The sequence below is a fragment of the Streptomyces griseorubiginosus genome (genome assembly GCF_001514195.1).
Classification (GTDB): Bacteria; Actinomycetota; Actinomycetes; order Streptomycetales; family Streptomycetaceae; genus Streptomyces; species Streptomyces griseorubiginosus.
The window spans coordinates 294,269-306,045 of the sequence record NZ_KQ948735.1; the positions used below are offsets into that span (position 1 = coordinate 294,269).

Consider the following 11,777-nt stretch of genomic DNA (forward strand, 5'->3'; position numbering starts at 1 on the left):
CTGAAGATCGTCCGGAGATCGAATTCCGCCCCCGGTTCGCCGGGGGCGGATTTCGTGATTCTGTGGCTATTGCGTCCGACAGACAGTTGTCAACCGGTGATCGCTCATGTGAATGGCCGGTGAATCCCCGGCCTGCCCCCAGGGTTATGATGTGAGCCGAGATTGACGCTTAATTTAGACAAATAGGGATTTTCGTGAAGGCTCTCGTGCTCTCCGGGGGAGCGGGCACCCGCCTCCGCCCGATCACCCACACCTCCGCCAAGCAGTTGGTGCCGGTCGCCAACAAGCCCGTGCTGTTCTACGGCCTGGAGGCGATCGCCGAGGCCGGGATCAGCGAGGTCGGCATCGTGGTCGGCGACACCGCGGACGAGATCCGCGAGGCGGTCGGCGACGGCTCCCAGTTCGGGATCAAGGTCACCTACATTCCGCAGGACGCGCCGCTGGGCCTCGCCCACGCCGTGCTCATCGCGCGGGAGTTCCTCGGTGACGAGGACTTCGTCATGTACCTCGGCGACAACTTCATCGTCGGCGGTATCACCGGTCTGGTGGACGAGTTCCGCGCCGAGCGCCCCGAGGCGCAGATCCTGCTGACCAGGGTCCCCAACCCCACCTCCTTCGGTGTCGCCGAACTCGACGCCGACGGCCGGGTGGTGGGCCTGGAGGAGAAGCCGAAGCAGCCCAAGAGCGACCTCGCCCTCGTCGGCGTCTATCTCTTCACGCCGGCCATACACGAGGCCGTCCGCTCCATCGAGCCGTCCTGGCGCGGGGAGCTGGAGATCACCCATGCGATCCAGTGGCTGATCGACCAGAAGCGTGACGTCCGCTCCACGACCATCTCGGGCTACTGGAAGGACACCGGCAACGTCACCGACATGCTGGAGGTCAACCGGTCGGTCCTGGAGACCGTCGATCCGGTGAACGAGGGCACGGTCGACGAGTCCAGCGAGATCATCGGCCGGGTCCGCATCGAGGCGGGCGCCAGCGTCAGTGGCAGCCGGATCGTCGGGCCTGCCATCATCGGCGCCGGCACGGTCGTCAACGACGCCTACATCGGCCCGTTCACGTCCGTCTCCGAGGACTGCCGGATCGAGGACAGCGAAATCGAGTACTCCATCGTGCTGCGCGGCTCGTCCGTGACCGGCGTGCGCCGCGTGGAGGCCTCCCTCATCGGACGTGACGTCGAGGTCACGCCCGCGCCCCGTAACCCCAAGGCACACCGGCTCGTGCTCGGTGATCACAGCAAGGTGCAGATCTCTTCATGACCACTCGGATTCTGGTGACCGGCGGTGCCGGCTTCATCGGCTCGCACTACGTCCGTACCGTGCTCGGCCCCGAGGGCCCCGGTGACATCTCCGTCACCGTCCTCGACAAGCTGACCTACGCGGGCAACCCGGCCAACCTCGACGAGGTGCGCGAGCACCCGGGCTTCGCCTTCGTGCAGGGCGACATCTGCGACCCCGAGCTGGTCGGCAAGCTGATGGCCGAGCACGACCAGGTGGTGCACTTCGCCGCCGAGTCGCACGTGGACCGCTCCATCGACGGCGGCGCCGAGTTCGTGCGCACCAACGTGGTCGGCACCCACACCCTCATCGACGCGGCCCACCGCGCGGGCATCAAGACCTTCGTGCACATCTCCACCGACGAGGTCTACGGCTCGATCGACGAGGGCTCCTGGCCCGAGACGCACCCGCTGGAGCCCAACTCGCCGTACTCCTCGGCGAAGGCGTCCAGCGACCTGATCGCGCTGTCGTACCACCGCACCCACGGCCTGGACGTGCGCGTGACCCGCTGCTCCAACAACTACGGGCACCACCACTTCCCCGAGAAGGTCATCCCGCTCTTCGTGACCAACCTCCTCGACGGCAAGAAGGTCCCGCTGTACGGCGACGGCGGCAACGTCCGCGACTGGCTGCACATCGACGACCACGTCCAGGGCATCGAGCTGGTGCGCACCAAGGGCCGGGCCGGCGAGGTCTACAACATCGGCGGCGGCACCGAGCTCTCCAACAAGGAGCTCACCGGCCTGCTGCTGAAGGCCTGCGGCGCCGACTGGGAGACCAGCGTCGAGTACGTCGAGGACCGCAAGGGCCACGACCGCCGCTACTCCGTCGACTGCACCAAGATCCGCGAGGAGCTCGGCTACGAGCCCCGCAAGTCCTTCGAGCAGGGCCTCGCGGAGACCGTGCAGTGGTACCGCGACAACCGTGCCTGGTGGGAGCCGCTGAAGGAGCGGGCCGCGCTGTGACCGACAACCGCACCTGGCTGGTCACGGGCGCGGGCGGCATGCTGGGCCAGGACGTCCTGGCCCGGCTGGACCGGTCGGGGGAGCGGTATGTCGCCCTCGACCGCAAGGCGCTGGACCTCACCGACGCCGACGCCGTGAGCGCGGCTCTCGAAGAGCACCGGCCCGCCGTGGTCGTCAACTGCGCGGCCTGGACCGCCGTCGACGACGCCGAGACCCGTGAGGACGAGGCCCTCGCCATCAACGGCGACGGCCCGCGCCACCTCGCCGAGGCCTGCGCCCGCACCGGCGCCGTCCTGCTGCACGTCTCCACGGACTACGTCTTCGCCGGGGACGCCACCACGCCCTACGCCGAGGACGCGCCGACCGCGCCCCGCAGCGCCTACGGCCGCACCAAGCTGGCCGGGGAGAAGGCGGTCCTCGCGAACGAGCGCGGTTACGTCGTCCGCACCGCCTGGCTCTACGGCACCGGCGGCCCCAACTTCGTCAAGACGATGATCAAGCTGGAGGGCGTCAAGGACACCCTCGACGTCGTCGACGACCAGCGCGGGCAGCCCACCTGGAGCGCCGACCTCGCGGGCCTGCTGGTCGAGCTGGGCCGCGGCGCCCTGGCCGGCACCGCCCCGGCCGGCGTCTACCACGGCACCAACTCCGGCGAGACCACCTGGCACGGCTTCACCCAGGAGATCTTCCGGCTGCTCGGCGCCGACCCGGACCGGGTCCGCCCCACCACCAGCGAGGCCTTCGTGCGCCCCGCGCCCCGCCCCGCCTACAGCGTCCTCGGCCACGGCCGGTTCGCCGAGGCCGGCATCGAGCCGCTGCGCGACTGGCGTACGGCCCTCACCGAGGCCTTCCCGGAGATCCACCGGGTCCATCTGAAGGAGAACACGGCGTGACGGTCAAGGTCAGCGTCGTCATCGCGGTCTACAACCCCGGCAAGTACGTCGAGGACTGCATCACGGGCCTGCTCCGGCAGAGCCTGACCCCGGACGAGTTCGAGGTCTTCTTCGTCGACGACGGCTCCACCGACGAGACGCCGGCCCGCCTGGACCAGCTCGCCGCCGAGCACCCGCACTTCCACGTCATCCACCAGGAGTCCTCCGGCTGGTCGGGCAAGCCCCGCAACACCGGCATCGAGGCCGCCCAGGGCGAGTACGTCATGTTCGTCGACCACGATGACTGGCTGGGCGACGAGGCTCTCGAGCGGATGTACGACTACGGCAAGGCCAACGAGGCCGACGTGGTCGTGGGCAAGATGGCGGGCATCGGACGCCCGGTCCCGCAGGAGCTGTTCCGGGTCAACCGGCCGCGCGCCACCGTGTCCAACGCGCCGCTGATCGACAGCCTCACCCCGCACAAGATGTTCCGGCGGGAGTTCCTCAACGAGCACAACATGCGCTTCAAGGAGGGCCGTCGCCGCCTTGAGGACCACGTCTTCGTCGTCGAGGCCTACCTGCGCGCCAAGAGCGTCGCCGTGCTCGGCGACTACCTGTGCTACTACCACATCACCCGGGACGACGGCTCCAACGCCGGCTTCCAGCGCTTCGACCCGGTCGGCTACTTCGGCAACCTGCGCGAGGCCCTCGACGTCGTCGAGGAGCTGACCGAGCCGGGCGCCCTGCGCGACAAGCTGTTCAGCCGCTGGCTGCGCAACGAGATGGTCGAGCGGCTGCGCGGCCAGCGCCTCCTCAAGCTCCCCGAGGACTACGCCGAGGAGCTGTACACCGAGATCCACAAGGTGGTCACCGAGCGCTTCGGCCCCGGGGTCGTCGCCCGTCTCGGCCTGACCCAGAAGGTGGTCGCCGGGCTGATCTTCGCCGACCGCTACCAGGACATCCGCACGCTCGCCGAGTGGGAGGCCGGGATCAAGCCCACCGGCGAACTCACCTCGCTGGAGTGGCAGGACGGCACCCTGAAGGTCGGCTTCGACTCCGAACTCCAGATCGACGGCGAGCCGATGACGTTCCGTCGGGACGGCGAGCGGCAGCTGCTCGGGCTGCCGCTGTCCGACGAGGCGCTGAAGGTCCTCGACGACCAGGGCATCAAGCTGGACGCCCCGCTCGCCAAGAGCGACGTCGACCTGGTGGTCCGGCACCGCGAGGACGCCCGGCAGTTCTACCTGCCCGTCACGAGCGAGCTGCACGAGATCGCCGCCGGTGACGGGGTCTTCCGGCAGCGGATCTCCGCCCGCGCCGAGCTCGACCCCGAGACCGCGGCCTCGGGCGCCCCGCTCGACAAGGGCCTGTGGGACCTGCACCTGAGGATCAAGTCCTGCGGCTGGAGCAAGGAGACCCGGCTCGGCGCGGTGCGCGGCCAGGGCGTCGAGGCCGGCCGCCTGGCCGCCCTCACCGGCGAACCCAAACGGCTCGTGCTGCCGTACTGGACCGAGGGCCCCGGCAACCTCTCGCTCGACGTGGACCAGCACACCAACAAGCTGGAGGGCGAGGCGGTCGCCTTCATGCCGCCCGCCCAGGGCACGGTCGAGGGTTCCGCCGTACGGCTGCCCCTGCCGCTGCACATCGCCGCGACCGGCGGGGACACCGTCCAGCTGCGCTTCGAGCGCAAGAACGTCGGCAAGTACCCGGCCGACGCCACGCTCGACGGCCGCATCGCCACCGCCACGCTGCCGCTGGAGAAGCTCACCGGCATGCGCTGGGCGGTCCGGGTCGGGGTGCCGTCCGCGGCCCGCGGGGAGCGCAAGTGGACGCGGCTGCCCGTGGACGTCGTGGTGGACGCCGACGGTGCCGCCAAGGTGATCGACCGGCACACGGCGCCCGCGAAGCCCGCCGCGAAGAAGGCCGCCGCCCCCGTGAAGAAGGCACCGCGCCCCTTGTGGCGCCGGGCCGCCGGGCGCATCAAGCGCGCCCTGACCAACCAGAAGAAGGGCTGAGACCGCGATGCGACCCCTTTCCATCTCCGGTGCCTGGGTGTTCGAGCCGAAGGTCTTCCCCGACGGCCGCGGCAGCTTCCACGAGTGGTTCAAGGCCCCGGTCTTCGCGGAGGCGGCGGGTCACCCGCTGAGCCTGGCCCAGGCCAACATGTCCATCTCCAGCCGGGGCACCCTGCGCGGCATCCACTTCGCCGACGTGCCGCCCGGGCAGGCCAAGTACGTCAAGTGCGTGCGCGGTGCGGTCCTCGACGTGATCGTGGACATCCGGGTGGGCTCGCCGACCTACGGCCAGTGGGAGATCGTCCGCCTGGACGACCAGGACCACCACGCCGTCTACCTCTCCGAGGGGCTCGGTCACGGGTTCATGGCGCTCACCGACGACGCCACCGTGGTCTACCTGTGCTCCGAGGGGTACGCCCCCGAGCGCGAGCACGGAGTGCACCCGCTGGACCCGGAGATCGGCATCGAGTGGCCCGAGGGCATCGAACCGCTGCTGTCCCCCAAGGACGAGCAGGCGCCGACCCTGGCCGAGGCGCGCGAGCAGGGGCTGCTGCCCTCCTACGAGGAGTGCGTGGCCTACCGGCAGGGCCTCGGCGGCTGAGCCGGGGTTTGAACGAGGCGGGGCCCGGTTTGACCCGTTCGGCCGAGGCCCCGTACTCTTGACCGTCGGCGTGTCCACTGGTGACACGCCACATCCCCGTAAACCTCTTCCTCTCGGGTCTGCTGTTCTGGCCGGGAGAGGCCGTTCGCTCTGCCGGGCGGCTGGACTGCGGGGGTGCCGTTCCCGAGCGAGAGAGTGAGATCCGCGTGTACGCCATCGTGCGCAGCGGTGGTCGCCAGCACAAGGTTGCTGTCGGCGACATCGTTGAGGTTGACAAGATTTCCACTGCCAAGGTTGGCGACACGGTCGAGCTCTCGACCCTGCTCGTTGTCGACGGCGACGCTGTGACCAGCGACCCGTGGGTCCTGGCCGGCATCAAGGTCCAGGCCGAGGTCGTGGACCACCACAAGGGCGTCAAGATCGACATCCTTCGCTACAAGAACAAGACCGGCTACCGCCGTCGTCAGGGCCACCGCCAGCAGTACACGGCGATCAAGGTCACTGAGATCCCCGCGGCTGCGAAGTAAGGGACTGAGGAGAGATGGCACACAAGAAGGGCGCATCGTCCACCCGTAACGGTCGTGACTCCAACGCTCAGCGCCTCGGCGTGAAGCGCTTCGGTGGTCAGGTCGTCAGCGCGGGCGAGATCCTGGTCCGCCAGCGCGGTACCCACTTCCACCCGGGTGCGGGCGTCGGCCGTGGCGGCGACGACACGCTGTTCGCGCTGAACGCCGGTGCGGTGGAGTTCGGTACCCACCGTGGCCGCAAGGTCGTGAACATCGTTCCGGTCGCCTGAGCTCACGCTTAGACCGAACTTTTCGCGAGGCGGACCTCACTTCCCTGGTGGGAAGGCGGGTCCGCCTTTCGCGTGTTACTGAAGTAGTACTCGTACCGTTTTTGGAGGCACCGAACCATGACCACCTTCGTGGACCGCGTCGAACTGCATGTCGCCGCGGGTAACGGAGGTCACGGCTGTGCCTCCGTCCACCGTGAGAAGTTCAAGCCGCTCGGCGGACCCGACGGCGGCAACGGCGGCCGGGGCGGCGATGTGATCCTCACCGTCGACCAGTCCGTCACCACGCTGCTCGATTACCACCACTCCCCGCACCGCAAGGCCACCAACGGCAAGCCCGGTGAGGGCGGCAACCGCTCCGGCAAGGACGGCCAGGACCTGGTCCTGCCGGTGCCGGACGGCACCGTGGTCCTCGACAAGGCGGGCAACGTCCTCGCCGACCTCGTCGGACACGGCACCTCCTACGTCGCCGCCCAGGGCGGTCGCGGCGGCCTCGGCAACGCGGCGCTGGCCTCCGCCCGCCGCAAGGCCCCCGGGTTCGCGCTGCTCGGCGTCCCCGGCGACCTCCAGGACATCGTGCTGGAGCTCAAGACCGTCGCCGACGTGGCCCTCGTCGGCTACCCGAGCGCCGGCAAGTCCTCGCTGATCTCGGTGCTCAGCGCGGCCAAGCCGAAGATCGCCGACTACCCCTTCACCACCCTCGTCCCGAACCTGGGCGTGGTCACCGCCGGCGAGACCGTCTACACCATCGCCGACGTGCCGGGCCTGATCCCGGGCGCCAGCCAGGGCAAGGGCCTCGGCCTCGAGTTCCTGCGGCACGTGGAGCGGTGCAGCGTCCTGGTGCACGTCCTGGACACCGCCACCCTGGAGTCCGACCGCGACCCGGTCTCCGACCTCGACATCATCGAGGCCGAGCTGCGGGAGTACGGCGGCCTCGGCGACCGTCCGCGGATCGTCGTCCTGAACAAGATCGACGTACCGGACGGCAAGGACCTCGCCGAGATGGTGCGGCCGGATCTGGAGTCGCGCGGCTACCGCGTCTTCGAGGTGTCCGCCGTCGCCCACATGGGGCTCAAGGAGCTGTCGTTCGCGCTCGCCGACCTGGTCGGCAGGGCGCGGGCCGCGAAGCCCAAGGAGGAGGCGACCCGGATCGTCATCCGGCCCAAGGCCGTGGACGACACCGGCTTCACCGTGGTCCGCGAGGAGGACGGCCTGTTCCGGGTGCGCGGCGAGAAGCCGGAGCGCTGGGTGCGGCAGACCGACTTCAACAACGACGAGGCCGTCGGCTACCTCGCCGACCGCCTCAACCGCCTCGGTGTGGAGGAGGAGTTGATGAAGGCGGGCGCCCGTTCGGGCGACGGCGTGGCCATCGGCCCCGAGGACAACGCGGTCGTCTTCGACTGGGAGCCGACCGTCATGGCCGGTGCCGAGATGCTCGGCCGGCGTGGCGAGGACCACCGCTTCGAGGCACCCCGCCCGGCCGCCCAGCGCCGCCGCGACAAGCAGGCCGAACGGGACGAGGCCTCCCAGGAGTTCGACGACTTCGAGCCCTTCTAGAGCCGACCGGCCGGCGTCCCCGGTCCCCGGGTGAACGCCGGCCGACGTCTGCCCCACCGCCGGCCGACGTCCTGGCCTACTGCAGGACAACCAACCGCCCTTCCTGTGAGTCGTACCGGGCACATCTGTACGACCGTCACAGAAGGGATGCGGCATGCGCGTTCAACGAAGAGGGTGGCGTACGGCGCTTGCCGTGGCCCTGGCGCTCGGCGGTGCGGTCGCTCTGCCCACCGCCGCGGGAGCCGCACCTCACCAGGTGCGGGACGACTTCAACGGGGACGGGTACGCCGACCTCGCGGTGGGGGCGCCCGACGGAACCGTGGCCGGGCGGGCGAAGGCCGGGTTCGTCGGTGTGCTGTACGGCTCGCCGAGCGGTCTGAAGACCTCGACGAAGCGGGTGTTCAGCCAGAACACCGCGGGTGTTCCGGGCTGCTCCGAGGCGGGCGACCGGTTCGGCAGCGCGCTCACCACCGGCGACCTGGACCGGGACGGATACACCGACCTGGTCGTGGGCGTGGGCGGCGAGAACGCCGGGTCCGGCCTGGTGCAGGTCCTGTGGGGCGGCCCCCGCGGCCTGTCCGGCGGCGCCTCCCTCGCCTCCGGCAGGGCCCACGACGCGCTCGGCAGCAAGGGCCACCTCGCGGTGGGGGACGTCGACGGGGACGGTTCGCTCGATCTGCTGACCGCGGTGGACCAGTACGGCCTGGTGGCGACCGGCGGCCCCTTCACCCGCTCCGGCTCGGCCAGGGGGGAGCGCCAGGTGGTGAAGGACCGGTACCCCAGCACGGTCCTCGACCTCGACGTCGGCGACCTCAACGGCGACGGGATCACCGACGTCGTGGCAGCCCAGACCGGCGAGAACTTCGACTCCCGGCGGACCGCGTACTGGTGGGGCACCAAGGACGGCCTCACGGACTGGACCCTGGTCTGGGACATCGACGGCGCCACGCTCCAGGGCGGCGAGAACCTCGCCGTCGGGGACGTGAACCGGGACGGCTACGCCGACATCGTGGTGGGCCGGGCCGTCGACGGCTACGCGAGCGACTACGACGCCTACCGGGCCAAGGGCGGCCGGGTCACCTGGATACCCGGCACCGCGGGCGCTCCTGACGGAGTGGCGGAGCAGGCCGTCAACCAGGACAGCCCCGGGGTGCCCGGCACCGCCGAGAAGGGCGACCGCTTCGGCACCGACGTGCAGCTCGCGGACGTGAACGGCGACGGATACCTCGACGTGGTCACCGGGGTGCCCGGCGAGGACCTCGGCCCCGCCACCGCCCCGAACTCCGTCAAGGACGCGGGCTCGGTCGTCGTGCTGAGCGGAGGGGCCGGCGGGCTGACCGGTGTCGGTTCCCACCAGGTGGTCACGCAGGACAGTCCGGGGGTGCCGGGGGCCTCCGAGAAGGGCGACGCCTTCGGCGGAGCCGTCCATGCGGGTGACGCGAACGGCGATGGGCTGGCCGACGTCTCGGTCGGCGCGCCCGGCGAGAACGCGAGCGCGGGGTCCGTGTGGTCCTTCCGCTCCAAGGGGGAGCACGTCGTCTCGCCCGGAGGAGTACCGATTCCGGCCACCATCCTGGGGCCGAACGGGACGTTCACGTTCGGCCACACGCTCCTCGGCACCACCGCGGCGAAGGCCCGTCTGGGCTCGGGCTTCGCCAACTAGAAACCAAAAGATCGTCAGTCGGCGGTGTCCTGAAGGCCGTTGCGCCGGAGTCATGTTCATCATGTGATTTCCGAGTCGCAACGGCTCTTCTGTTGTCTACCTATTTGTCATGCACGCGAACACCCTGGTTCAACGCCCGGATCACCCCGAAGCGTGAGCTTCCAGGGTGTCCACGAGGTAAGCGACGCAAGGGAGTTCGCCCATGTACGGAGCAGCATCGCCCGGCCGACGCCGCTTTCTGACCGCATCCGCCGCCCTGCTCGGCGCAGCCGCCTCCGCCCAGCTGTGGCTGCCGGCCACCGCGCGCGCTGCGGACACCCCGCTGCCCGACGGCGTGTTCAGCCTCGGCGTGGCCTCCGGCGACCCGCTGCCGGACGGCATCGTGCTCTGGACCCGGCTCGCCCCCGACCCGCTCAACGGCGGAGGCATGCCCGACAGAGTCGTCAGCGTGGACTGGCAGCTCGCCGAGGACGAGAACTTCACCAAGGCCGTCGTCCAGGGCACCGCCCAGGCCCTGCCCGAATACGGGCACAGCGTCCATGTCGACGTACGGGGCCTGCGCGCGGGCTGCACCTACTGGTACCGCTTCCGCGCCGACGGCCAGCTCTCCCGCACCGGCCGCACCCGCACCGCCCCCGCCGAGCACACCACCATGGGCACCCTGCGGGTGGCGCTCGCCTCCTGCCAGAACTGGCAGAACGGCTACTTCACGCCGTACGCCGACATGCTGGACCAGGACCCCGACGTCGTGCTCTTCGTCGGCGACTACATCTACGAGTCGGCGCCGTCCTCGGCCGGTCCGCGCCGGCACGAGGGCGCGGGGGAGCCGTACACCCTCGCGCAGTACCGCAACCGGTACGCCCAGTACCGCACCGACCCCGACCTCGCCGAGCTGCACGCGAACGTGCCCTGGGTGGTCACCTTCGACGACCACGAGGTCGACAACGACTGGGCGGGCGAGATCCCGCAGGACCCCGACAAGCAGCCGCACGACGCGTTCGTGGCCCGGCTCACGGCGGCCTTCCAGGCCTACTACGAGCACATGCCGGTACGCGCCGAGGCGGTCCCGAACGGGCCGCACATCCAGATGTACCGGCGTCTGGAGTTCGGCCGCCTGGTCCGGCTGAACGTCCTCGACACCCGGCAGTTCCGCAGCGACCAGGTCACCAGCCAGGCCGCCGCCCAGGACCCGGCGCTCACCATGCTCGGCGCCGAGCAGAAGCAGTGGCTTCTGGACGGGCTGACCGACTCGCCGGCCCGCTGGAACCTCGTCGCCTCGCAGATCATGATGGCCGAGACGGACATCCTGCCCGGCGACGGCAAGCTCTGGTACTACGACGCCTGGGACGGCTACCAGGTGGAGCGCAACGCCCTCCTGGAGGAGTTCCGGAACGTGAGCAACCCGGTCGTGCTCTCCGGGGACCGCCATCTGACGATGATCAGCGACCTGAAGGCGGACTACGCCGACCCGTCGTCCGACGTCGTCGGCGCCGAGTTCGTCGGCACGTCGATCTCCAGCAACGGCGACCAGGACCAGGCCGCCTTCCACGCCCAGTGGGACCCGCTGAAGGCCGACAACCCGCACTGGAAGTTCATCGACGCCCACCGCGGCTACCACCTCTTCGACATCGACCGGTTCGGCATCGACGCGCAGGTCAGGGTCGTCGACACCGTGGTCCGGCCGCAGGCGACGCCGAGCACGATCGCCCAGCTGCGGGTGGAGGAGGGCGAGCCCGGGGTCCAGCTCGTCTGAGGACGGTTCGTGAGGGGGGCGTGGTCTCGTCGTGGACCACGCTCCTCTTTCGTTCTCTTGCCCGCGCCGAGACCGAAAAGCTGCGGAATCTTCACAAGGAATTCCCTGGTAAAGGGGCACGAGGGCGCGGGCCGTAAGTGATCCCGGTCTCCTCTTCGCGGTGCCGAGGACGCCTGCCCCCGACAACATCCCCGTCACCGGCAGTGCAAGATGAATGACAGGTAGCGCGTACATATGCGGTGAACGGCGGTCACCTTGCACTGCGGTAACCGCAAGTG

Annotated in this window: 10 protein-coding genes; all 10 read left to right on the forward strand. The window is 70.0% G+C overall.

All coding sequences use genetic code 11. The features are described from left to right. Positions 1-194 precede the first annotated feature (194 nt). The 10 genes from AQJ54_RS07885 to AQJ54_RS07930 all read left to right on the forward strand — a co-directional run bounded on the left by AQJ54_RS07885 (position 195) and on the right by AQJ54_RS07930 (position 11,499). On the forward strand, positions 195-1,262 hold the full coding sequence (locus tag AQJ54_RS07885) for a glucose-1-phosphate thymidylyltransferase (RefSeq protein ID WP_062235425.1): 1,068 nt from the start codon (positions 195-197) through the stop codon (positions 1,260-1,262). Then, the gene (gene rfbB, locus AQJ54_RS07890) at positions 1,259-2,245 is read left to right on the forward strand and encodes a dTDP-glucose 4,6-dehydratase (protein ID WP_030314622.1); all 987 of its coding nucleotides are present in this window, start codon (positions 1,259-1,261) and stop codon (positions 2,243-2,245) included. Before AQJ54_RS07885 ends, rfbB begins: the two co-directional genes overlap by 4 nt. Further along, positions 2,242-3,138, forward strand: coding sequence for a dTDP-4-dehydrorhamnose reductase (gene rfbD, locus AQJ54_RS07895; RefSeq protein ID WP_062235428.1), 897 nt, complete (start codon positions 2,242-2,244; stop codon positions 3,136-3,138). The genes rfbB and rfbD overlap by 4 nt, the downstream gene beginning before the upstream one ends. Further along, a complete protein-coding gene (locus AQJ54_RS07900) occupies positions 3,135-5,132 on the forward strand; it encodes a glycosyltransferase family 2 protein (protein ID WP_062235431.1) in 1,998 nt (665 codons plus the stop codon). The genes rfbD and AQJ54_RS07900 overlap by 4 nt, the downstream gene beginning before the upstream one ends. 7 nt (positions 5,133-5,139) lie before the next feature. Further along, the gene (gene rfbC, locus AQJ54_RS07905; RefSeq protein ID WP_062027630.1) at positions 5,140-5,733 is read left to right on the forward strand and encodes a dTDP-4-dehydrorhamnose 3,5-epimerase; all 594 of its coding nucleotides are present in this window, start codon (positions 5,140-5,142) and stop codon (positions 5,731-5,733) included. A 206-nt stretch (positions 5,734-5,939) separates the two neighbouring features. Next, complete coding sequence (rplU, locus tag AQJ54_RS07910) at positions 5,940-6,260, forward strand: 50S ribosomal protein L21 (RefSeq protein WP_007381993.1); 321 nt, start codon at positions 5,940-5,942, stop codon at positions 6,258-6,260. A 14-nt stretch (positions 6,261-6,274) separates the two neighbouring features. Further along, the gene (gene rpmA / locus AQJ54_RS07915; RefSeq protein WP_015660411.1) at positions 6,275-6,529 is read left to right on the forward strand and encodes a 50S ribosomal protein L27; all 255 of its coding nucleotides are present in this window, start codon (positions 6,275-6,277) and stop codon (positions 6,527-6,529) included. Positions 6,530-6,646: 117 nt separating this feature from the next. Beyond that, entirely contained in the window at positions 6,647-8,083 is a 1,437-nt protein-coding gene (gene obgE / locus AQJ54_RS07920; RefSeq protein WP_062235434.1) for a GTPase ObgE, read from the forward strand. A 154-nt stretch (positions 8,084-8,237) separates the two neighbouring features. Further along, complete coding sequence (locus AQJ54_RS07925; protein WP_062235438.1) at positions 8,238-9,746, forward strand: FG-GAP-like repeat-containing protein; 1,509 nt, start codon at positions 8,238-8,240, stop codon at positions 9,744-9,746. Between the two features lie 202 nt (positions 9,747-9,948). Then, positions 9,949-11,499, forward strand: a complete 1,551-nt coding sequence (locus tag AQJ54_RS07930; protein WP_062027635.1) for an alkaline phosphatase D family protein — start codon at positions 9,949-9,951, stop codon at positions 11,497-11,499. The last annotated feature ends 278 nt before the right edge of the window (positions 11,500-11,777 follow it).

Excerpts from the sequence above, each read along its gene's own strand:
- rpmA (WP_015660411.1), top strand. The coding sequence starts at position 6,275 with ATGGCACACAAGAAGGGCGCATCGTCCACCCGTAACGGTCGTGACTCC.
- AQJ54_RS07925 (WP_062235438.1), top strand. The coding sequence starts at position 8,238 with ATGCGCGTTCAACGAAGAGGGTGGCGTACGGCGCTTGCCGTGGCCCTG.
- rfbB (WP_030314622.1), top strand. The coding sequence starts at position 1,259 with ATGACCACTCGGATTCTGGTGACCGGCGGTGCCGGCTTCATCGGCTCG.
- obgE (WP_062235434.1), top strand. The coding sequence starts at position 6,647 with ATGACCACCTTCGTGGACCGCGTCGAACTGCATGTCGCCGCGGGTAAC.
- rfbC (WP_062027630.1), top strand. The coding sequence starts at position 5,140 with ATGCGACCCCTTTCCATCTCCGGTGCCTGGGTGTTCGAGCCGAAGGTC.
- AQJ54_RS07930 (WP_062027635.1), top strand. The coding sequence starts at position 9,949 with ATGTACGGAGCAGCATCGCCCGGCCGACGCCGCTTTCTGACCGCATCC.